22 protein-coding genes and 1 pseudogene are annotated in these 20,739 nt (G+C 42.0%); 19 read left to right on the forward strand and 4 right to left on the reverse strand.

Going from position 1 to position 20,739, the window contains the following annotated elements; translation table 11 throughout:
* Window positions 1-42: 42 nt before the first annotated feature.
* The 8 genes from BFM96_RS07570 (at window position 43) to BFM96_RS07605 (ending at window position 7,533) form a co-directional block, all read left to right on the forward strand.
* The gene (locus tag BFM96_RS07570; protein ID WP_068992511.1) at window positions 43-1,041 is read left to right on the forward strand and encodes an NADP-dependent oxidoreductase; all 999 of its coding nucleotides are present in this window, start codon (window positions 43-45) and stop codon (window positions 1,039-1,041) included.
* A gap of 18 nt (window positions 1,042-1,059) precedes the next feature.
* Window positions 1,060-1,896 carry an alpha/beta fold hydrolase gene (locus BFM96_RS07575; RefSeq protein WP_068992513.1) on the forward strand — a complete coding sequence of 279 codons (837 nt, stop codon included), beginning with the start codon at window positions 1,060-1,062 and terminating at the stop codon, window positions 1,894-1,896.
* 1 nt (window position 1,897) lies between these two features.
* Window positions 1,898-2,779 (forward strand): SDR family NAD(P)-dependent oxidoreductase, encoded by an 882-nt coding sequence (locus BFM96_RS07580; RefSeq protein ID WP_068992517.1) that lies wholly within the window; start codon window positions 1,898-1,900, stop codon window positions 2,777-2,779.
* A gap of 254 nt (window positions 2,780-3,033) precedes the next feature.
* Window positions 3,034-3,885, forward strand: coding sequence for a ribosome biogenesis GTPase YlqF (gene ylqF / locus BFM96_RS07585; RefSeq protein WP_068992520.1), 852 nt, complete (start codon window positions 3,034-3,036; stop codon window positions 3,883-3,885).
* Window positions 3,872-4,636, forward strand: a complete 765-nt coding sequence (locus tag BFM96_RS07590) for a ribonuclease HII (protein WP_068992522.1) — start codon at window positions 3,872-3,874, stop codon at window positions 4,634-4,636. Before ylqF ends, BFM96_RS07590 begins: the two co-directional genes overlap by 14 nt.
* A gap of 9 nt (window positions 4,637-4,645) precedes the next feature.
* On the forward strand, window positions 4,646-5,476 hold the full coding sequence (locus BFM96_RS07595; RefSeq protein ID WP_068992525.1) for a PRD domain-containing protein: 831 nt from the start codon (window positions 4,646-4,648) through the stop codon (window positions 5,474-5,476).
* Window positions 5,466-6,020, forward strand: a complete 555-nt coding sequence (locus BFM96_RS07600) for a sugar O-acetyltransferase (protein WP_068992528.1) — start codon at window positions 5,466-5,468, stop codon at window positions 6,018-6,020. Before BFM96_RS07595 ends, BFM96_RS07600 begins: the two co-directional genes overlap by 11 nt.
* Window positions 6,021-6,189: 169 nt before the next feature.
* Window positions 6,190-7,533 carry an MATE family efflux transporter gene (locus BFM96_RS07605; protein ID WP_068992531.1) on the forward strand — a complete coding sequence of 448 codons (1,344 nt, stop codon included), beginning with the start codon at window positions 6,190-6,192 and terminating at the stop codon, window positions 7,531-7,533.
* Between the two features lie 50 nt (window positions 7,534-7,583).
* Here the strand turns inward: BFM96_RS07605 and BFM96_RS11585 are convergent.
* The 3 genes and pseudogenes from BFM96_RS11585 to BFM96_RS07610 form a co-directional block, all read right to left on the reverse strand.
* A pseudogene (locus BFM96_RS11585) lies at window positions 7,584-7,914 on the reverse strand (hypothetical protein); the annotation flags it as partial.
* Window positions 7,915-8,235: 321 nt separating this feature from the next.
* Window positions 8,236-8,382, reverse strand: a complete 147-nt coding sequence (locus BFM96_RS10955; protein WP_083201737.1) for a putative holin-like toxin — start codon at window positions 8,380-8,382, stop codon at window positions 8,236-8,238.
* Window positions 8,383-8,549: 167 nt separating this feature from the next.
* Window positions 8,550-8,885, reverse strand: a complete 336-nt coding sequence (locus BFM96_RS07610) for a helix-turn-helix domain-containing protein (RefSeq protein WP_068992539.1) — start codon at window positions 8,883-8,885, stop codon at window positions 8,550-8,552.
* A gap of 151 nt (window positions 8,886-9,036) precedes the next feature.
* Between BFM96_RS07610 and BFM96_RS07615 the strand changes: the two genes are divergently transcribed.
* Entirely contained in the window at window positions 9,037-11,565 is a 2,529-nt protein-coding gene (locus BFM96_RS07615; protein WP_068992542.1) for an SEC10/PgrA surface exclusion domain-containing protein, read from the forward strand.
* Window positions 11,566-11,568: 3 nt separating this feature from the next.
* Window positions 11,569-12,534 (forward strand): hypothetical protein, encoded by a 966-nt coding sequence (locus tag BFM96_RS07620; protein ID WP_068992545.1) that lies wholly within the window; start codon window positions 11,569-11,571, stop codon window positions 12,532-12,534.
* Window positions 12,535-12,593: 59 nt separating this feature from the next.
* Here the strand turns inward: BFM96_RS07620 and BFM96_RS07625 are convergent, their stop codons facing one another.
* Complete coding sequence (locus tag BFM96_RS07625) at window positions 12,594-12,776, reverse strand: 4-oxalocrotonate tautomerase (RefSeq protein ID WP_068992548.1); 183 nt, start codon at window positions 12,774-12,776, stop codon at window positions 12,594-12,596.
* 123 nt (window positions 12,777-12,899) lie between these two features.
* Here BFM96_RS07625 and BFM96_RS07630 point away from each other — a divergent pair, with 123 nt between their 5' ends.
* The 9 genes from BFM96_RS07630 to BFM96_RS07670 all read left to right on the forward strand — a co-directional run bounded on the left by BFM96_RS07630 (window position 12,900) and on the right by BFM96_RS07670 (window position 20,651).
* On the forward strand, window positions 12,900-13,499 hold the full coding sequence (locus BFM96_RS07630; RefSeq protein WP_068992552.1) for a thymidine kinase: 600 nt from the start codon (window positions 12,900-12,902) through the stop codon (window positions 13,497-13,499).
* The gene (gene prfA / locus BFM96_RS07635) at window positions 13,486-14,565 is read left to right on the forward strand and encodes a peptide chain release factor 1 (RefSeq protein WP_068992555.1); all 1,080 of its coding nucleotides are present in this window, start codon (window positions 13,486-13,488) and stop codon (window positions 14,563-14,565) included. The genes BFM96_RS07630 and prfA overlap by 14 nt, the downstream gene beginning before the upstream one ends.
* Window positions 14,565-15,395 (forward strand): peptide chain release factor N(5)-glutamine methyltransferase, encoded by an 831-nt coding sequence (prmC, locus tag BFM96_RS07640; RefSeq protein WP_068992558.1) that lies wholly within the window; start codon window positions 14,565-14,567, stop codon window positions 15,393-15,395. Before prfA ends, prmC begins: the two co-directional genes overlap by 1 nt.
* Window positions 15,388-15,993 carry an L-threonylcarbamoyladenylate synthase gene (locus BFM96_RS07645; protein ID WP_068992561.1) on the forward strand — a complete coding sequence of 202 codons (606 nt, stop codon included), beginning with the start codon at window positions 15,388-15,390 and terminating at the stop codon, window positions 15,991-15,993. Before prmC ends, BFM96_RS07645 begins: the two co-directional genes overlap by 8 nt.
* The gene (glyA, locus tag BFM96_RS07650) at window positions 15,990-17,246 is read left to right on the forward strand and encodes a serine hydroxymethyltransferase (RefSeq protein WP_068992564.1); all 1,257 of its coding nucleotides are present in this window, start codon (window positions 15,990-15,992) and stop codon (window positions 17,244-17,246) included. Before BFM96_RS07645 ends, glyA begins: the two co-directional genes overlap by 4 nt.
* 5 nt (window positions 17,247-17,251) lie before the next feature.
* Window positions 17,252-18,226: a nucleoid-associated protein gene (locus BFM96_RS07655; RefSeq protein ID WP_068992567.1), complete on the forward strand. Its 975-nt coding sequence runs from the start codon at window positions 17,252-17,254 to the stop codon at window positions 18,224-18,226.
* Entirely contained in the window at window positions 18,226-18,828 is a 603-nt protein-coding gene (locus tag BFM96_RS07660; RefSeq protein ID WP_068992571.1) for a lysozyme family protein, read from the forward strand. The genes BFM96_RS07655 and BFM96_RS07660 overlap by 1 nt, the downstream gene beginning before the upstream one ends.
* A 110-nt stretch (window positions 18,829-18,938) precedes the next feature.
* A complete protein-coding gene (locus BFM96_RS07665; RefSeq protein ID WP_068992574.1) occupies window positions 18,939-19,700 on the forward strand; it encodes an SDR family NAD(P)-dependent oxidoreductase in 762 nt (253 codons plus the stop codon).
* 156 nt (window positions 19,701-19,856) lie between these two features.
* Complete coding sequence (locus tag BFM96_RS07670) at window positions 19,857-20,651, forward strand: alpha/beta hydrolase (RefSeq protein WP_373283965.1); 795 nt, start codon at window positions 19,857-19,859, stop codon at window positions 20,649-20,651.
* Window positions 20,652-20,739 lie beyond the last annotated feature (88 nt).

Here is a 20,739-nt window from a genome sequence, read left to right on the forward strand (position 1 = left end):
AGCCAAGCTGAGCGAACCCAAATAAGAAAAGGAAGAGATAATATGAAAGCAGCACAACACACAACGTATGATAAAAAGAACATTACACTAACCGTAACTGAAATTGCTAAACCGTCGATTACTAGCAACCAAGTTCTCATCAAGGTGACAGCAGCAGGAGTCAATCCGCTCGATAACATGATTTCACGGGGAGAAGTCAAGATGATTGTTCCTTATGAACTACCACAAACAGCTGGGAATGAAGTGGTTGGCTTGGTAGAAGAAGTAGGATCTAATGTGACGAAATTTGCAGTTGGAGACCGTGTTTTTGGTCGTCTTCCTCTCGATAACATCGGTGCTTTTGCGGAATATGTAGCAGTCGATGCTCAAGCCTTGGCGAAAGTTCCAGATTATTTGACAGATGTCGAAGCAGCTGCGGTTCCGCTCACAGCATTGACCATTATGCAGGCCTTGGATTTGATGAAAGCTCAGGCAGGTAAGACTATTTTCATCTCTGGAGGCACAGGGGGTGTTGGTGGTATGGCTATTCCAATCGCGAAAGCCAAAGGCTTAACCGTCATCACCAATGGCGATGGAGCAAATGGGGAGCGTGTTTTGGCTCTAGGAGCAGATCGTTTCATTGACTACCAGAAAGAAGATTATACCAAGACGGTAAAAGATGTGGATTACGTTTTGGACACACTTGGCGGGGCAGAGACTGAAAAGCAAATGTCAATTATGAAAAAAGGTGGGCACTTAGTTTCCCTTCGAGCGATGCCAAATGGGGACTTTGCCAAACGCATGAATCTACCAAAATGGAAGCAGATTTTATTACAGCAAGTTGGACGTAAGTTTGATAAAATGGCAGTCAAGTACGGTGTGCACTACCATTTCATCTTTGTTGAAAGCAATGGGGAACAGCTACAAGAAGTCGCAGATATTTTCAGCAAACTGCAAATCAAACCTTCTATTGATACGGTCTATCCATTTGAGGAAGTGAATGCAGCACTCGATAAGGTCGCTAATGGTCGTTCACGCGGAAAAACAGTCCTCAGTTTTTAGAAAATATAGGAGAATTACATGTCTTACATCACCACAAAAAATCAATACGTGACAGTCGCAGGCCAGCAGATTGCCTATCGTGAGCTTGGGAAAGGAAAGTCAGCTCTTCCCTTGGTCATGTTAGTGCATTTGGCAGCGACTTTGGATAATTGGGATCCCAAGTTACTGGATCTACTAGCTGAAAAACAGCATGTCATCGTAGTAGACCTTCCTGGTGTTGGAGCTAGCCAAGGAAAAGTAGCCCCGACTATACCAGGAATGGCCGAGCAAGCAATTGAAATCTTCAAGGCATTAGGCCATGAGCGGATTAACCTCCTTGGTTTATCTATGGGAGGTATGATTGCGCAAGAGATTGTCCGCATCAAAGGTGGCATGGTCAATCGCTTAATCCTAGCTGGAACAGGTCCTCGTGGTGGACTTGAGATGGATAGGGTGACGGGCAAGACCTTTCGTTATATGCTAAAAGCAGGACTAGAGCGCATTGATCCCAAACGCTATATCTTCTATAATCATGATGAGGAAGGCAAAATTGAAGCCAATAAGGTGTTAGGGCGTATGGGCATGAGAAGGGCTGAACATGCAGATAAGGATATGAATATTCCTGGTTTCTTGACCCAATTAAAGGCAATCAAACGCTGGGGCAAGGCTGCTAAAGACGATATGCGCTATATTACCCAGCCGACACTGATTGTTAATGGGGAAAAGGATATGCAGGTTCCGACAGAAAATTCGTATGTCATGCATGAGAAGATTGCAGGAAGTAAGTTAATCATTTATCCTAAGGCGGGGCACGGTTCCATCTTCCAATACGCAGATGATTTTTCCAAAGAATTGCTAGCATTTTTGGAGGCTTAGGATGTCTAAAACCATTTTAATCACAGGTTCTACGGATGGAATTGGAAAGCATTTGGCTCTGAAATTAGCCAGTGAAGGACATGAAGTCATTCTCCACGGCCGAAATCCGCAAAAATTGGACCAAGCGTTGACGGATATAAGAGAACAAGTTCCCGCAGCTCGCCTCCATGCATACTTGGCTGATTTATCCCAACTGTCGGATATTTACCGTCTGACGGCTGATCTGAAGCGTGATTTTACCAAGCTAGATGTTCTTGTGAACAATGCTGGGATTTTTGCAGGTCAAAACCGTCAGCTGACGAAAGAAGGGGTAGAAGTGACCTTTATGCTCTCTGTACTTGCACCTTATGTCCTGACGACAGAGTTGCTACCGCTATTAGAGAAGGCAGATGCAGGTCGTCTCATTCACACGTCATCCTATATGCATCATTTTGCTAAGATTGAGGAAGGGGATTTTTCACTGGAGGAGAACTATACTCCAAGCTTAGCCTATAACAATGCTAAACTCTACACTATCTGGCTGACCCGCTACCAAGCTGAGCAGTTGGAAAAAGCTGGCTCAAAAGTGACGGTGAATTCTTATCATCCAGGCTTGATTGCCACTAATTTAGTCAAAAATTCGAGAGATGAAAAATCTCAGAAGTCTTCGTCTGATAAGAGTAATCAGTTTGTCCCTAAGGGCTTAGATGAAGGGATCAAAACAGGCTATTATCTAGCACTCTCAGATGAAGTAGAAAACCGTAGCGGACGGTATTTTGACGAGAAACAGGAAAAACGGGTCTCACTCCATGGATATACTCCTGAAAAAGCTGCAAAACTCATGGATTATTGCCAACAAGCGGTAGCCAATCACGCAATTCTTTCGGTAGATAAATCTATTTGAGAAAGACTTTGCCTATTTTTAATAAGAAAACAAGATTTGAAATGTAGTCCAAATCTTGTTTTTTATTACTGTTTTAAGAGTGTCTGTGATAGGACGGCACGATTGTCGGTTTATAGCTTGACAAATCACATTGGGAACGAGTGATTAGCTGATAGAAATAAAAAGAAGCCCACTCAAAATCGTAAAATCGTGATATAATAGTAGTTGATTATCTAGTGATGAGCGATAGATTAAAAGAAAAGGAATGATATAAAATGGCTACTATTCAATGGTTTCCAGGCCACATGTCTAAAGCAAGACGGCAGGTGCAGGAAAATCTTAAGTTTGTTGATTTTGTAACGATATTGGTGGATGCACGCTTGCCCTTATCGAGCCAAAATCCGATGTTGACAAAGATTGTGGGGGACAAGCCGAAATTACTGATTTTAAATAAGGCGGATTTGGCAGACCCAGTAGCGACCAAAGAATGGCGAACTTATTTTGAAGCACAAGGCATTCCAACCTTGACGATTAATTCAAAGGAACAATCCACCGTCAAAAAAGTGACAGAAGCCGCCAAAAAATTGATGCGTGAAAAAATCGAACGTCAAAAAGAACGAGGGATTCAGATTGAAACCTTGCGCACCATGATTATTGGTATTCCCAATGCAGGAAAATCGACTCTGATGAATCGCTTGGCTGGTAAGAAAATTGCAGTCGTTGGCAATAAACCCGGTGTTACCAAGGGACAGCAGTGGCTCAAGTCCAATAAAGATTTGGAAATCCTTGATACGCCGGGGATTTTATGGCCAAAATTTGAAGATGAAGAAGTAGCTCTCAAATTGGCTTTGACTGGGGCGATTAAGGATAATCTTCTACCAATGGACGAGGTCACGATATTCGGATTGAATTATTTCAAAACACATTATCCAGCAGCATTGAAAGAGCGCTTTAAGCAGATGAATCTGGATGACGAAGCCCCTGAAATCATCATGGATATGACGAAAAAACTTGGTTTCCGTGAGGACTATGACCGCTTTTATAGCTTGTTTGTGAAAGAAGTACGAGATGGTAAATTAGGTCTCTATACCCTTGATACAGTTGGTGATGAAGATGGCAACAATTAAGGAAATAAAAGCCCTCCTTGAGACCGTCATAGATAAAGAGGACACGCGTTTAGAGGAACTGGCTAAGGATACTCGAGCGGGAGTGCAAGCCCTACTCCAGAAGAAACACAAGGATTTTCTGGCAGAAGAAGCAGAAGATGCTCGTTTAGAGCAGATGCTTTCCTATGAAAAAAACTTGTATGCACAAGGAATTGAATGGATTGCAGGCATTGATGAAGTTGGTCGTGGCCCCTTAGCAGGTCCTGTTGTAGCAGCTGCCGTTATATTGCCACAGGGCTGTAAAATTCGCTTTTTGAATGACTCCAAAAAAATTCCTAAAAGCAAACACCAAGCTATTTATGAAGAAATTATGGACAAGGCAGTAGCTGTAGGAATTGGCATCAAGGACAGTCAAGTCATTGACCAAGTAAATATCTACGAAGCGACCAAGCTAGCCATGATTGAGGCTTTAGAGCAATTAGCTGTTCGTCCGCAGCATTTGCTGATTGACGCGATGAGCTTGGATACGCCGATTACACAAACCTCTATTATCAAAGGAGATGCCAACAGCCTGTCCATTGCGGCTGCTAGCATTGTCGCAAAGGTGACAAGGGATCGCTTGATGGCTGAGTTTGAGGCGAAGTATCCAGGATATGATTTTGCTAAAAACGCAGGTTATGGAACCGCCAAACACTTGGAAGGCCTGCGTGAAAAAGGGGTGACCCCCATTCACCGAAAGAGCTTTGAACCGATTAAATCTATGATAGATTAGGAGAATACCGTGCTTATCGATAAAGTACTCAATAACAACGTTGTGATTTCACAAGAAAATGGAAAAGAATTCATTCTCATGGGCAGAGGGTTGGCCTTTGGTAAAAAAGCAGCTGATGAGATTGATGAGCGCTTGATTGAAAAACGGTATGTCCTTTCTCATAGCGACCAAGTCTCGCTTTTGGCGGAAATTCCAGTCGAATTATTGGAGGTTGCAGATAAGGTCATCAGCTATGCTAGAGCAACGATGACAAAGCCACTAGCCGACCATGCCTTTCTAGCTATGGCTGACCACATGCAAGGAGTGGCCTTGCGGGTCAAGGATGAGATTTACCTCAAAAACTTTCTGATGTGGGATATCAAACGCTTTTTTGCTGAAGAATTCAAGGTCGGTAGTTTTGCCAATGAACTCTTGAGCCGTTACTTGGGCAAGGACTTGCCAATGGATGAAGCGGGCTTTATGGCCTTGACCTTGGTCAATGCAGAGCTAGATCAAGGGGCGTCGGCTGCCAGAGACTTGACCATGCTGATGGAAGAGATTTTAACCATTGTCAAATACAGCCTAGAAATCCCCTTGGATGAAAATGATATCTACGTGGCACGTTTTATGACGCATCTAAAATTTTTTTGTGAACGGATTTTGACCCATCATGAGGTGAGAAGTCTGGGTGATGGACAGATGTTTGAGATGATGAAGGAGAGCTATCCGCAGGCTTACCAGACGACCCAGAAAATCGTCACCTATCTGGAGCAACGCAGGAATTACCAAACTTCAGAAGATGAGCAACTCTATCTGACTATCCACCTGTCTCGAATTAGGAGAAAAGATGATGAAACGTGAACGTGAAAAGATGGTAGCAGGAGAGCTCTATGACGCAAGTGATAGAGAGTTAGTGGAACTCCGTAGAAAGGCACGCGCCTACCGCATGCAGTTTAACCAAGAATTGGATGAAAAAAAGCGAAGTGAGCTGGTGAAGCATTGGTTTGGAAAAACAGGTGATAAGATCTATATAGAGCCTGATTTTTCCTGTGATTATGGTTGTAATATTCATGTGGGAGAAAATTTTTATGCCAATTTTAATTGCACCTTTTTAGATGTTTGTCCGATTCGGATTGGCGAAAATGCCATGTTGGGTCCCAATGTACAACTCTTGACCCCACTGCATCCCTTGGATGCCAAAGAGCGTATTTCAGGTATGGAGTATGGCAAGCCGATTACAATTGGAGACAATTTCTGGGCCGGTGGCGAGGTAACGATTCTACCGGGTGTTTCCTTGGGGAATAACGTTGTCGTGGGAGCTGGTTCCGTCGTGACCAAATCTTTTGGAGATAACGTTGTTTTAGCAGGCAACCCTGTGCGTGTTGTCAAGAAATTACCCCATTAAACACTGCTCCAAGTGATTGAAATGTTGAAACGCAAGAGTGGTGCTGGACAGGACTTGCTAGGCATGGAGAGATCCTCTAAAATGCCGAAATAGCACCCTTTAAACATCGTTCAGGAAGTAGCAATGCGAGCTCATCAAGCCATTTTATGGAGAAAATATAGGAGGATTCATGTACCAAACACAGTCAACCAAGGAAAAGCTAGGGCTTTTCTTTAAGATTTTTTTACCAATTTTGATTTACCAGTTTGCCAATTACTCGGCTGCCTTTGTCGATACGACCATGACAGGGAGGTATGATACGCTGCATTTAGCTGGGGTTTCCATGGCAACCAGTCTCTGGTCCCCTTTCTTTACCTTTTTGACAGGGATTGTCTCTGCCTTGGTGCCCATCATTGGTCAGCACTTGGGTCAAGGGAAGAAAGAGCGTATTCGCAACGATGTGTATCAATTTATCTACATGGCGCTGGGGCTCTCTTTTTTCTTGTTTGTGCTGGTCTTTTGGGGTGCTCCCTTTGTTCTTCGCCAGATCGGGCTAGAAAGGCTTGTTTCAGAGGTTGCAATTCACTACCTTTTCTATCTATCACTAGGCATTATTCCTCTCCTACTCTTTAGTGTGATTCGCTCCGTCTTAGATGCTTTAGGGATGACAAGTCTTTCGATGTATCTCATGCTCTTGCTTTTGCCATTAAATGCTGGGTTTAACTACGTCTTAATCTATGGGATAGGGGGCTTACCAGAAATGGGGGGAGCTGGAGCGGGTCTTGGAACTTCCCTTGCCTATTGGGTGCTTTTGGTCTTATCCATCTTGGTCTTTTTATTTCACCCTAAAGTCAAGCCCTATCAGTTTTGGAAAAGGGAGCCTTTGGATGTTGCAGCTTTGAAAGAAGGAGTGAGATTGGGGCTACCAATCGGAGGGACTGTATTTGCAGAAGTAGCCATTTTCTCAGCCGTAGGACTTTTTATGGCGAAATTCTCCTCTATCATCATCGCCAGTCACCAGTCCGCTATGAATTTTTCGACTTTGATGTATGCTTTTCCGATTAGTATCTCAACGGCCATGGCCATCTTGGTGTCTTATGAAGTGGGAGCCGAGCGATTTGAGGATGTCAAGGCTTACTGCACCATCGGTCGTTTGACAGCAGCTGGATTTGCCATCTTTACCCTTGGATTTTTATACCTTTTTCGCTATCAAGTGGCAACGCTCTACGGTTCGGATCAGCAGTTTATCCAAATGACAACGATTTTTTTGACCTATAGCCTCTTTTTCCAGTTAGCGGATACCTTTGCAGCACCTTTACAGGGCATTCTGAGGGGTTACAAGGATACTACCATTCCCTTTTATATGGGCTTGGTGAGCTACTGGGGCGTGGCCTTGCCGGTCGGGCTTTTGCTGGATACAACGACGGCCTTGGGTCCTTACGGTTATTGGATAGGACTGATTTTGAGCTTGGTTGTCAGTGGGATTTTGTACCAATCACGGTTGACCTATATATCCAAAAAGTTTCATTCATAAGCAGTTGCACCCTAGCAGTTGGAGCATTCCTCCAACCACTAGGGTATTTTTTAGGGGAAATGGAAATTAAAAATAGCAGACACCCATCCTATGTGTACAATCGACTTTGGTTGGCAAGGAGATAGGGTTTGAATGACCTCTTGAAGTTTATCAATAACCCTATTTAGTGTTCTAATCAGGAGTATAGGGTGGAATGAAGGTGAATTCTATATTCTCAGGGATATTCAAGGTTTGAGATTTATGCTAAACGGCATTATCTATGGCTAAAATAAGGTAGTCCTCACGAAGATGGTGGCTAGCTAGGTGAGGACTGTATCTCTTTGGTGATTAACATGAACTCAGTTTACTAATACGACCAAAACCCGCCTCATCTTGATACAAAAAGTCTGCTGGGGATAGCAGACTTTTCCCTGAGCTTAAACATGAGAGAGCGAAGGCGGGGCTTCTGATAGAATTTTCCAATGAAGCGCTCACTTTCTATCTTTGCGAATAAAAATTTTATTTTTAGACGCTAAGTAGGAAAAATAAAGTTTTTGAACACATTTGAACAGAATTGATTGAATATTTTTTTGTTCCGTGATACAATGATAATAGAAAAGGAGCTGGACGGCAATCCAACTCCCGTGTAGAACCGTTAAAAAGACGGTGACCCAATAATTAGACTATAACTCGTCCAACAACTCGGTCAAAAGTGGGGACGGGTTATTTTTTATCTCGAAGCAGAATTAAGGCAATCACAAATGTTAGTAGGCTGATGATAAAACCACCAAAACCTAACATTACTTGCAATGCTTCCGCAACTGACAAGATGCTACTCCTCTCTAAGTGGATTTGCGTACTTACATTCATAAGCACCACCCCTTTCAAAATTTGTAGCCACCGTCTTCACTTTTCTACGAATCCATTATATCATAGACTATCAATTTTTCTACTCTCATTCTTAAAAATCTGTTGGAATAGCTTGTTCTTTCCAACGGATTTGAAGAATCCAAAAGGGGCTCTCAGAGTCCCCTTTTTTATTTTATTTGTGCTAACAGGATTTCAAAAGCAGTCATGACTTCCTTTTGCTGCTCAGGTTTCAAGCTTTTGAGGTCAAAAATAAGATTACTAATTCTAGGATTTTCTTCTATTATATCTGCATTAAAAAAGGTAGCGATATTTGTATCAAGTGCATCCATAACTTTAACAAGTGTATCCATTTGAATATTTGGGTACAAGGTTTCTAATTTATAACAGTAATTTTGAGGGAGGGAAGCTTTTTCTTCTAACTCGTATTGAGTCCAACCTTTTTGCAAGCGTAGAAGTCGGATTCGCTTTCCTATATATTCGCGTAAGTTATTTGTATCATTCATGTTTGTACCTCTATCTTTCATGATACAAGTTTTTTAGCGATACAAGAACAACTCATAAAGTTTATTTTTTAATATATAACTTTACAAAGTTTATCATTAAGAGTATAATAATAAATATAAGTAGATAAAAAAATAGAGGTAAAACTATAATATGCAAAATAAACAACAATTCAAAACAGCATCTCTTTTAGCCGCAGCAACGCTAGCTGCTACTATCGCAACACAAGAAGTAAAGGCAGACACAGCTCAAGCTGCCACTCAACCTACCCAAAAAGCGAACCAAGAAAACTTAACCGCAGCTGTTCAAGAGCAAGAGCAAGTGGTTAGCGACCTAACTGCAAAAGAAGCTACGGCTGTCGCTGAAAAAGAAGCGGCCCAAGAAGCATTCGCAGCAGCAACTGCCGCAAAAGAAAACGCTACGGCAGAAAACATTCAAGAAGTTGAAGACCACTTGGCTGCAAACGCAGTGGACACAAAAGCAAACGCTCTTGATGTCGAAAGTGCCCATATCGAAGTTGCCGACCTAAAAGCCGACCAAGAAGCCGCTGAAACCAACCTAAAGACTGCTGAAAGCGCAAAAGCTGACGCGGACAAGGCTGTTGACGCTGCAAAAGAAAAGGTCGAAACGGCTGAAAAGAACCTCGACCCAGCAACAGAAAATGAAAAAACGGCTGCTGTTAAAACCGCCGAATCTGACCTAGCAAAAGCGGCAAGCGACCTTACAACCGCAGAAAAAGCCTACGACTTAGCGGTTCGTGCAAATGAGGACGCCGCAAAACTAATTGCGGAAAAAACCTCCGCACTTGATGCTGCAAAAGTTGAAACAAAATCTGCAACGGCTGAGTTAAACACCGCTAAAGCAACGCTTGACGCAGCAACCCTTACAGCAACAGCTGCGGAAAAAGAAGTTGTCGATTTAAAAGCAGATAACGGCTTTTCTGAACCAAAGATTAAGTTAAGTAAATATTTCAAAGAGGACTTTGAAACTTGGTCCAAAGACAAAACCAGCCAGATCTGGAGGGATAGTCTGGCTAGTCAGGGTGTTAAGACCATGGGTCTTTCAACACCGAACATCAGTTTAGCAGAAAAAAATGAGCCTGTTAACAAATTTGACCTAACAAAAGCTCAAAAAATTAAAATCAACCACTACGCTGCGAGCTTTATTAACCAGGTTCGGGAGCAAATGGGGATTACGCAAAAAGTCTACGTTTCTGACCGCGCGATGCAGTTGGTTGACAACATTAAAAAAGAATACGTAGCAATGGGTATTGACCCTAGAGGTCACAACGTTGAAGCTATTAAACGCGCTGCGGCTAAATCAGGCGTCTTCGACACCGGCAACTACTATGAAAACCTAGCTATAGGTCACTACGGTGCCTACCCAGAAGACGGTGACACATACGAAGAAATAGCACCTAAAAACATGTACGACATGTTGATGAACGTCTATAACAACATGAACCTCTTCATGTTCCGCGACGCCATTGCCAACCACGGACATCTTGAATCCTTGTTGTTCGGAGGCGATCAAATCGCTCTTGATTTTTCAACCAATATTATTAGCGGAAGCCCCATTGCTAGAACTAAATCCGGTGATTATCGTGTCGTTCGTACCCACCTCGTTAACCTCGATTGGAAATATTTCACAGAAGGTGGACCTATTGAAATTCCAAATCCGAATGACCCAGCCGCTCATGCAGCAAAACTTGCCGCAGCTGAAGAAAAACTCACAACCGCACTTGCGGAAAAAACCGCTGCTGAAACAGCCTACACGCAAGCAACTGCAAAAGTAGCTACTGCTACTGCTGCGCAAGAAAAAGCTGAAGCTGACCTAACCGCTGCTCAAAACGCCAACACCGACACGACTGTCGCTGCAAGTAACTTGAAGTTAGCTCAGATGGTTAAGAACACAGCTGACCGTAAACTCGCTGACGCAAAAGCAGAACTTGCAGCAGTAACTGCAGGTAAAGCTGATAAAGAAGCTGCTCTTGAAGCTGCTAAAGCAGAACTTGCAACAGCCTTTGCAACTAGCTACGCTGCTGAAACCAAGGTCGCTGACGCTGAAAAGTTGGTTGCTGACATCAAAGCGCAAATCGAAACGAAACAAGCCCGCGTTCAAAAATTCGAAGCCCTACAAGCAAAACTAGCGCAAGAAAAAGCAGACTTGGAAGCTGAACTTGCTAGCTACCACAACGCTGATGCAAACTTAGCTGCTGCTAAAGAAAAATTAGCAACCGCGGAAAACAAACTCGCTGAAGTGAGCAAGGAACTCGCGGCTGAACAAGAAAAATTGGCTGCTCTTAAAGCAAAAGCCGCTATCGCCGCAGAAAATAACTTGGTTATTACGGAAGATGAACACGGCAATATCCACGCAGTTTTGAACCAAAACTTGACCAATGAGAAACCAAGTTTGGATGTAGCAAGCTTACAAGAAAAAATTCTGAAAGAGCAAGCACAAGGTCAGCCAAAAGCGTTTTACGGAAAAGCTCCATTGCTCCAGACAAGCACACACTCCTCAAAAGTAGGAGCTGCTCAAGCCAGTGTACAGTCAAACTACTCTCGTATGGCGAAACACCACAGCCTACCAAAAACAGGTATGATTAGCTCACTATGGACGATTTTTGGTCTCCTAGGCTTCGCTGCAAACCTACAAGCAGGACGCAAATATAAAAGAGGGTGAAAAATGGTAAGATGGTCTGAGAGAGAATACGGATATCAAGTTATTGTTTTTTGGATTCTATTAATAAGCGAATTAATAACTCTATTTCTTGGGATGAACTTTTTAGAACTGGTAAAAGATTTTCATCTTCCTTGTATCACTTTAGGTCTCCTAATAGGTCTATGGGGATATTGGCATAAATATGGAACTAATATTCTTGCCTATCTAAACCATGTTGAACTTCAAGTTCTCGAAGAGTATGAGGTAAGTATAGAAATAGAAAAAACAGATAATGAGCGAATAACTCTAGTTTATCGAACTATTTTATGGACTTTTGGTTTGGCAATTCTATTCAGCATTTTTCTGCTGTTTTGGATGAGTAACAAAAATTCTGTATTTTTTATCTTGGAGTTTCTTATTATTCTATTTAGCTTTATTATTTCTTGTCTTATTTTCATTCCTAGTTATCAAGCGGTATTGAAATATGACAAGGTAGCATTTGATAAAAATTTCTATCTGAATGTATGGAATTCTCTAGCCTTTGAAAATATAACAGAGCTTCAATTATTTCATCGAAATAAAGATTCAGTGACAGTGGAAGAAACGAAAAAAGTTAAGCTAAAATTAAAGGACTTAGATGCAGAGACTTTGGAGATTTTAAAGGGATTTTCTGATGTAAAAATCGGGAAATTCGAAGATAGTGCAAGTCGAACAGTTAGTCAAGTCATGGCGCGTTGGGGGACATTTGTCATCTGGATTGGTGGTATAAATTATGTTGTGCAAAAGTTTTTTGAAGCAGAGTTATTGAAGCAGTTGGATAATCTATGGGGAGAGATTTTTCAGATAGTTATTTTACTAATTGTAATCGGAGTGCCGATTATTCTAGGGGGACTATTTATTTTCAACGAATTTTCCTATGATCAAAAGCGCAAACAAGTTGATATTCTTCTTCCGAAAATGATAGAAGATGTTTTGCAATCCAGAACCTAGCAAGCTTCATTAAAAAAATCAAGACCGAGTGAGTCTTGATTTTTTGTATTCTTGCGGTGTTACTTGGTTCTCATCTCACCTTGTGGAAAGTAGGTGCCTTCTGGCATGTCGTTGATAATGACATGAACGGCCTCTTTTGGGGCACCTGTGTGTTTGACGACAGCTGCAGTTACTTCCTTGGCCAAAGCCTTTTTCTGCTCTAGGCTCCGTCCTTCAAATAAATCAATGCGTACAAATGGCATAAGTTCCTCCTATAATGCTTGATAATATTATTTTATCACAAATGTGGTTTAAAAGCAGGACAGAATATGGTAAAATGGAAGGAAGAAAAAATGGGAGTAGTGATTAGTAGATAAGAGAAGACGATGGCTCAGTTATATTATAAATACGGCACGATGAATTCGGGCAAAACAATCGAAATTTTAAAAGTAGCACACAATTATGAGGAGCAGGGCAAGGGTGTGGTGATTATGACCAGTGCTCTGGATACGCGTGATGGCTATGGCCTGGTGTCCAGCCGCATTGGGATGCAAAGAGAAGCGATGGCGATTGAGGAGGAGACAGATATCTTTGGTTTCATCGAATCCTTACATCCCAAACCCTACTGTCTCTTGATTGATGAGGCTCAATTCCTGAGGCGTCACCATGTCTATGATTTGGCAAGGGTGGTGGATGAGCTAGGAGTGCCAGTCATGGCCTTCGGCCTTAAAAATGACTTTCGCAATGAATTATTTGAAGGTTCTAAGTACCTCTTGCTCTTGGCTGATAAGATTGATGAGATTAAGACCATTTGCCAATATTGCTCTAAAAAAGCAACGATGGTGTTAAGGACGGACCACGGAAAGCCAGTCTATGATGGCAAACAAATACAAATCGGTGGCAATGAGACCTATATTTCCGTTTGTCGGAAACACTATTTTACCCCAGAAATAAAAGGAGAATTAAACAAACATGAACATTTATGATCAGCTTCAAACGGTAGAAGATCGCTATGACGAACTTGGAGAGTTATTAAGTGATCCAGATGTCGTCAGCGATACCAAGCGTTTTATGGAGTTATCAAAAGAAGAAGCTGCAACCCGTGAGACTGTCACAGCCTATCGTGAGTATAAAAAGGTGCTTCAAAACATCATTGATGCCGAGGAAATGATTAAGGATGCGTCAGGAGATGCGGACCTAGAAGAAATGGCCAAGGAAGAACTCAAGACTGCCAAGGCTGATAAGGAAGCCTATGAGGAAAAATTAAAGATTTTGCTCCTACCTAAAGATCCAAACGACGACAAGAACATCATCTTGGAAATCCGTGGAGCAGCTGGTGGAGATGAAGCAGCCCTCTTTGCAGGAGATTTGCTAACCATGTACCAAAAATTTGCAGAAAGCCAAGGCTGGCGTTTTGAAGTCATGGAGGCTTCTTACAATGGTGTTGGTGGGATTAAAGAGGTTGTTGCTATGGTGTCTGGGCAATCGGTTTATTCCAAGTTGAAATACGAATCAGGTGCTCACCGCGTGCAGCGTGTACCGGTTACAGAAAGCCAAGGGCGTGTCCACACTTCAACGGCAACGGTCTTGATTATGCCAGAAATTGAAGAAGTCGAGTATGATATCGATCCAAAAGACTTGCGGATTGACATTTACCATGCCTCAGGTGCTGGTGGACAGAATGTCAACAAGGTTGCAACAGCCGTGCGGATTGTCCATTTGCCAACCAATATCAAGGTAGAAATGCAGGAAGAGCGTACTCAGCAGAAAAACCGTGACAAGGCGATGAAAGTCATTCGGGCTCGTGTGGCAGATCATTTTGCCCAAATTGCTCAAGATGAGCAAGATGCAGAGCGTAAGTCAACCATTGGTACGGGAGATCGTTCAGAGCGGATTCGTACCTACAATTTCCCTCAAAACCGTGTGACGGATCACCGGATTGGTTTAACGCTTCAAAAACTCGATACGATTTTATCTGGTAAAATGGATGAAGTCATCGATGCCTTGGTGCTCTATGACCAAACGCAAAAATTAGAAGAGTTGAATAAATAATGAATTACGCGCAATTGTTTTCACGTTATGAAAGCAAGTTGGATGAGATAGGAGAAGAGCCAGAAAGTTTAGCTTATACCTTTCGTGCATTGAAGCAGCTGACTCTGACAGATTTCGTTTTATTGCTGACGAAAGAAGTAACGAAAGACGATAAGAATCTGTTAGAGATGATTTTTCAGCAGCTAGCCCTGCATGTTCCAGCACAATACATTATTGGAAAGACAAATTTTCATGGTTTGGAATTTTCAGTAGATCCAAGAGTGTTAATTCCTCGTCCTGAGACAGAAGAGCTAGTTGACCTCATTCTGACAGAAAATAATGCAACGAACCTTGCAGTACTCGACATTGGAACAGGAAGCGGAGCGATTGCGATTAGTCTTGCTAAGGCGCACCAGAACTGGAAGGTAACAGCCTCAGATATTTCACTAGATGCTCTTGCTGTTGCTCAGGAAAATGCAAAGCAGAATCAAATCGAACTTGCCTTTGTCCAGTCCAATGTTTGGCAGGACATCAAGGGACAGTATGACATCATCGTCTCCAATCCCCCCTATATCGCACGAGCAGATGTGGAAGAAGTCGGCTTAAATGTGCTTCATTCAGAGCCGCACATAGCCTTATTTGCAGAAGAAGACGGGCTTGCTATTTATCGACAGATTGCAGAAAGAGCAGCAGAATTTCTGACGGAAAAAGGGAAAATTTACCTAGAAATCGGGTATAAACAGGGACAACAAGTAAAAGACCTTTTCCAAACTGCCTTTCCAGAAAAACGCGTCCGCGTTCTCAAAGACCAATTTGGACAAGATAGGATAGTAGTGGTGGATCATGGATAAGATTGCACAAATTTTAGAAACTGGTGGAGCAGTCGTACTCCCTACGGAAACAGTTTATGGCTTGTTTGGTCGAGCCTTAGATAAAGAAGCTGTCCAGCGTGTCTATGATCTCAAAAAACGCCCGCTAGATAAGGCGATGAACTTAAATGTTGCCTCTTTAGAAGAGGTTCTAGCCTTTTCCAAAAATCAACCAGCATTTTTACCGAAGCTCGTTGACCGTTTTTTACCTGGGCCCTTGACCATTATTTTACAGGCAAATGACCAAGTTCCTCACTGGGTTAATTCTGGAATGAAGACAGTTGGTTTTCGGATTCCTAGCCACCCTGTGACACTTGATTTGATTACATCATTTGGACCTCTGATTGGACCGTCTGCGAATCTCTCTGGCAAGACCAGTGGTGTCTTGTTTGATCAGATTATCGAGGACTTCCATGGTGAGGTTATTGGGGTAAAAGATGATGGTTTCTTAACAGGACAAGATTCCACCATTTTGGACTTGTCAGGGGAGGAAGCCCAGATTTTACGCCAAGGCACTATCACTCGCGAGGACCTTCTCGCTCAGCTACCAGAACTCACATTTAAAGGAGAAAACGCATGATTTTTGATAAAGAAGATTACAAGGCATTTGATAAAGAACTATGGGATGCTATTTCTGCAGAAGAACAGCGCCAGCAACACAATATTGAATTGATTGCTTCAGAAAATGTTGTTTCAAAAGCAGTCATGGCAGCTCAAGGTTCTATTTTGACCAATAAATACGCAGAAGGCTATCCTAGTCGCCGTTATTATGGTGGAACGGAGTGCGTGGATATCGTGGAAAGTCTTGCGATTGAGCGTGCTAAAGAAATCTTTGGGGCAAAATTTGCCAATGTCCAGCCTCATTCTGGTAGCCAAGCCAATTGTGCAGCCTATATGGCCTTGATTGAGCCAGGCGATACGGTCATGGGAATGGACTTGGCAGCAGGCGGTCACTTGACCCATGGAGCAGCCGTTAGCTTTTCTGGACAAACTTACAACTTTGTCGCCTACAATGTCGATAAGGAAACAGGTTTGTTAGATTACGATGCTCTTTTAGCCCAAGCAAAAGAAGTCCAACCAAAACTCATTGTCGCAGGAGCTTCTGCCTATGCTCGTATCATTGATTTTGCTAAATTCCGTGAAATTGCAGATAGCGTTGGTGCTAAACTCATGGTTGATATGGCACATATCGCTGGACTTGTCGCAGCTGGTTTACATCCAAATCCAGTCCCTTATGCTCATATCACGACAACAACGACCCACAAAACCCTCCGTGGACCTCGTGGTGGCTTGATTTTGACCAATGATGAAGAATTAGCTAAGAAAATCAATTCAGCGATTTTCCCTGGTATCCAAGGTGGACCACTGGAACATGTGATTGCTGCCAAAGCAGTTGCCTTCAAGGAAGTTTTAGATCCAGCTTTTAAGGAGTATGCTCAAAATGTCATCGCAAATAGCAAGGCTATGGCAGATGTTTTCCTAGCCCATGACAAATTCCAAGTCATCACAGGTGGAACTGACAATCACCTCTTCCTTGTTGATGTGACGAAGGTCGTTGAAAATGGAAAAGTAGCCCAAAATCTCTTGGACGAAGTCCATATTACCTTAAATAAAAATTCTATTCCATTTGAAACCTTGTCACCATTTAAGACAAGTGGTATTCGAATTGGTTCTGCAGCGATTACTGCTCGTGGATTTGGTATTGAAGAAGCACGTAAGGTGGCTGAATTGACCATTAAAGCCTTGGAAAATGCAGACAATGAGGCAGTTCTTGAAGAAGTCCGTCAAGAAGTACGGGCCTTGACAGATGCCTTTCCACTTTATGAGGCTTAATCTCAATGGATTTGTATATTAAAAAGGCAGTTATTCATCAATTTTCGCCTGAGGATACAGAGTTACAACTAGCAGATAAATATCTCAATATTACTCCCAAGATTGAAGAATACCTTCGTAAGAAAATCGAGCGAGTGTATTCAGACGAAGCTAAAACAGGTGTTTTCGAGGCTGAAAACATCTTTTTAGCCGACCTTTCAGACGATTTGCTAGAAACCTCCATCACTATTGCCAAACGCTGGCAGGAAGAATTCGTCATTAGTGAACAGCAAAAAACCAACGATTTGATTTTTATTCAGTTTGATAAGGAAGGCGTTCAGCATTTTGCTTTCTTGCGGATTTCTCTGCGTGAAACGTTGACCCATTTGGGGGTGGAAGCAGACAATCCCATCAAGCTTACGCAAAATAATCTTCCTGGCTTTGGTTCTAGTCCTGATGAAGGCTTGGTCGTGAATATAAGCAGTCGAAAATATCACTTGATTGAAAAGCGGATTAAATACAATGGAGCCTTTCTCAATTATTTTTCTGAGAATTTGCTCCAAGTACAGCCCAAAATTTCTCCGCAAAAGTCCATCAAAGAAATTGAAAAGACAGCTCAAAAGATTGCTGAAACCTTTCAAACGGATGATTTCCAATTTCAATCCAAGGTGAAATCCAGTATTTTTAAAAACTTGGAAGAAAGTGATAGTTTATCGCCTGAGCAATTGGCAAATGACCTCTTTGATGACAATTTAACGGCTCGCTTGCAGTTTGTCGATCGTGTTAAAGAAAGTATCCCAGAGCCAATTCGGTTTGATGAAATCGATAGTAGCCGGCAAAAGAAAAAATTTGAAAATCAGAAATTATCTCTCTCAAATGGAATAGAGCTGATTGTGCCAACAAACATTTATGAGGATGCTGAGTCTGTTGAATTTATCCAGAATGACAACGGAACCTATTCCATCCTGATTAAGAATATAGAAGATATTACCAGTAAATAATGCTTAAATTTTTAAAAAGAATAGTCATCCTTCTTATCCTGATTTTTATAGGCTATAAAGCCATAGAAACGCACCAGAATGTCAAACAAGTGATGAGTTATCAGGCTATGGTCAGAGAAGTCTTGGATGAACAAGATACGCAGGCCAATGAAGAGCTTGTGCTAGCCATGATTTATACAGAAACTAAAGGGAAAAAAGCAGATGTCATGCAGTCGAGCGAAAGTGCGACTGGCGAGATCAATTCCATCCAAGACAATAAGGAAAGCATTCGTCAGGGCATTCAGACCTTATCAGATAATCTGATGGTTGCTGAGGAAAAACAGGTGGACGTTTGGACAGCTGTTCAAGCTTACAACTTTGGACCAGCCTATATTGACTTTATCGCAGATCACGGCGGAGAAAATAGTGTGGATTTAGCTAAAGAGTATTCTCGAACGGTTGTGGCACCGAGCCTTGGAAATGTGACTGGGAAAACCTATTTTTATGCTCATCCGATTGCCCTTTTACATGGCTCAGAACTTTATATCAACGGTGGGAATTATTACTATTCCCGCCAAGTACGGCTAAATCTATACCTTATTCGTTTGCTGGGCTGGTTTTAGTCCTAGAAAGATTTTATCGGATAGGAAAGGGGATAAAAGGAGTAGAAAGACGGATTGGGTATTTCTACCTCTTTTTCTTTCCTAAAATACTACTCAAAAAGGAGAAAAACATGGCACGTTATGTATTGATTACAGGTGCGACAAGCGGAATTGGAAAAGCAATGGCTTACGCATTTGCTGACAACCAAGATTATCTGATTTTGACCGGTCGCAGGGTGAACAAGTTAAAAGAGATTCAGGCAGATTTGACAGCAAAATATGGGATTAGTGTCCATTACTATCAAATGGATGTCACACAAGCAGCAGAAGTGGCAGCTGTTTGTCGGCAAATTCTGCATGATGTTCCTCAGATTGATATTTTAATCAACAATGCAGGCTTGGCTCTGGGGTTGGAAAAGTTCCATAAATATGAGGTGACGGATATGGTTACGATGCTGGATACCAATGTCAAGGGACTGTTGTATGTTACTCGTCAAATATTACCAAGTATGGTAGAGAAAAATACAGGTCATATCATCAATATTGGCTCAACAGCAGGGATCTATGCCTATGCAGGTGCAGCAGTCTATGCAGCAACAAAATCAGCTGTCAAAGTATTGAGTGACGGTATTCGTATTGATACGATTGATACAAATATCAAGGTGACAACTATTCAGCCAGGAATTGTCGAGACGGATTTTAGCGAAGTTCGCTTCCATGGAGACAAGGAAAGAGCAGCGACGGTTTATCAGGGCATTGAAGCACTACAAGCAGAGGATATTGCCCAAAGTGTCTTATTTGTTGCCAATCAGCCTTCTCATGTACAGATTTCCGATATGACTATTATGGCAACCAAGCAAGCAACAGGCTTCCTGATTCATCGAGAAAAATAGGAACTTTCCCAAGAGGTGATTTCGGATTGGGTTCATTTTGCGAGTAATTTTTCATTGTAAGAAGGCAAGAAGCATGCTATACTAGAAAGAGAAAGTGAGGTTCGTGTGAGAGGTAAAGCTATCGGTATTGGTCTAGGAATTATCCTTCTAGCCAGCTTGGGTTGGTTCTTCTTTTCATCCAAGTCAGAGTCCCTAGATACTAAAAATTATGTCCAGTCATCCATTCCGACTCTCTTTTTTCATGGTTATGGAAGCAGTGCCAATGCTGAAAAACACATGACTAGAGCAGCCCAAAAAGCTGGGGTCACAAAAACCATTATCCGTGCAACTGTGAAGCAAGACGGTCAAGTGTTGTTAGAAGGAGAGATTCCATCTGGAGCTGTTAACCCCATTGTGGAAGTCAATTACCAAGACAATCGAAATTCAAATTATCAGCAGGATGCACAATACGCAAAAGCAGTGGTGACCAAATTGCAGGAGACCTATGGTTTTACAGAGATGAATATGGTTGGTCATTCCATGGGAAACATGTCCATTTTATTTTATATGTTGGAATATGGAAGCGATGAACACCTTCCAAAACTGATGAAGCAAGTCAATATTGCCAATCATGTCAACGGTTTAGAAGGTCTGGATTTGCCAAGTCATCCTGACATCAATCCAGAAACCGGTCAGCCCCAAGAAATGAGTGCAAGCTATCAAAAACTTCTCGGATTAAAAGAAATTTTCCCACAAAATCAAGTTAAAGTCCTGAATATTTATGGTGATATTGGAGGGGAAACCGATGGATCGGTCCTAAACCTATCGTCTAGAAGTCTCAAATATCTCCTAGGAGATCACGCTAAATCCTATGAGGAACAAAAAATCACTGGAAAATTAGCCCAACATAGTCAACTTCATGAAAATCCAGAGGTAGATGAGTTGCTAATTCACTTTTTATGGAAAAAATAAAGATAAGCTTTGTTTAAGTTTTATCCCTTATAGTGGATTTATCTGAAAGCAAGAGAAATCAATTGGCTTTTGGATAATCCATTTTTAT

Source organism: Streptococcus himalayensis (assembly GCF_001708305.1).
Lineage (GTDB): Bacteria > Bacillota > Bacilli > Lactobacillales > Streptococcaceae > Streptococcus > Streptococcus himalayensis.

Bases quoted from the DNA above. Each gene is read 5' to 3' on its own strand.
- BFM96_RS07570 (WP_068992511.1), top strand. From the start codon at position 43: ATGAAAGCAGCACAACACACAACGTATGATAAAAAGAACATTACACTA.
- BFM96_RS07575 (WP_068992513.1), top strand. From the start codon at position 1,060: ATGTCTTACATCACCACAAAAAATCAATACGTGACAGTCGCAGGCCAG.
- BFM96_RS07580 (WP_068992517.1), top strand. From the start codon at position 1,898: ATGTCTAAAACCATTTTAATCACAGGTTCTACGGATGGAATTGGAAAG.
- ylqF (WP_068992520.1), top strand. From the start codon at position 3,034: ATGGCTACTATTCAATGGTTTCCAGGCCACATGTCTAAAGCAAGACGG.
- BFM96_RS07590 (WP_068992522.1), top strand. From the start codon at position 3,872: ATGGCAACAATTAAGGAAATAAAAGCCCTCCTTGAGACCGTCATAGAT.
- BFM96_RS07600 (WP_068992528.1), top strand. From the start codon at position 5,466: ATGAAACGTGAACGTGAAAAGATGGTAGCAGGAGAGCTCTATGACGCA.
- BFM96_RS07605 (WP_068992531.1), top strand. From the start codon at position 6,190: ATGTACCAAACACAGTCAACCAAGGAAAAGCTAGGGCTTTTCTTTAAG.
- BFM96_RS10955 (WP_083201737.1), bottom strand. From the start codon at position 8,382: ATGAATGTAAGTACGCAAATCCACTTAGAGAGGAGTAGCATCTTGTCA.
- BFM96_RS07610 (WP_068992539.1), bottom strand. From the start codon at position 8,885: ATGAATGATACAAATAACTTACGCGAATATATAGGAAAGCGAATCCGA.
- BFM96_RS07615 (WP_068992542.1), top strand. From the start codon at position 9,037: ATGCAAAATAAACAACAATTCAAAACAGCATCTCTTTTAGCCGCAGCA.
- BFM96_RS07620 (WP_068992545.1), top strand. From the start codon at position 11,569: ATGGTAAGATGGTCTGAGAGAGAATACGGATATCAAGTTATTGTTTTT.
- BFM96_RS07625 (WP_068992548.1), bottom strand. From the start codon at position 12,776: ATGCCATTTGTACGCATTGATTTATTTGAAGGACGGAGCCTAGAGCAG.
- BFM96_RS07630 (WP_068992552.1), top strand. From the start codon at position 12,900: ATGGCTCAGTTATATTATAAATACGGCACGATGAATTCGGGCAAAACA.
- prfA (WP_068992555.1), top strand. From the start codon at position 13,486: ATGAACATTTATGATCAGCTTCAAACGGTAGAAGATCGCTATGACGAA.
- prmC (WP_068992558.1), top strand. From the start codon at position 14,565: ATGAATTACGCGCAATTGTTTTCACGTTATGAAAGCAAGTTGGATGAG.
- BFM96_RS07645 (WP_068992561.1), top strand. From the start codon at position 15,388: ATGGATAAGATTGCACAAATTTTAGAAACTGGTGGAGCAGTCGTACTC.
- glyA (WP_068992564.1), top strand. From the start codon at position 15,990: ATGATTTTTGATAAAGAAGATTACAAGGCATTTGATAAAGAACTATGG.
- BFM96_RS07655 (WP_068992567.1), top strand. From the start codon at position 17,252: ATGGATTTGTATATTAAAAAGGCAGTTATTCATCAATTTTCGCCTGAG.
- BFM96_RS07660 (WP_068992571.1), top strand. From the start codon at position 18,226: ATGCTTAAATTTTTAAAAAGAATAGTCATCCTTCTTATCCTGATTTTT.
- BFM96_RS07665 (WP_068992574.1), top strand. From the start codon at position 18,939: ATGGCACGTTATGTATTGATTACAGGTGCGACAAGCGGAATTGGAAAA.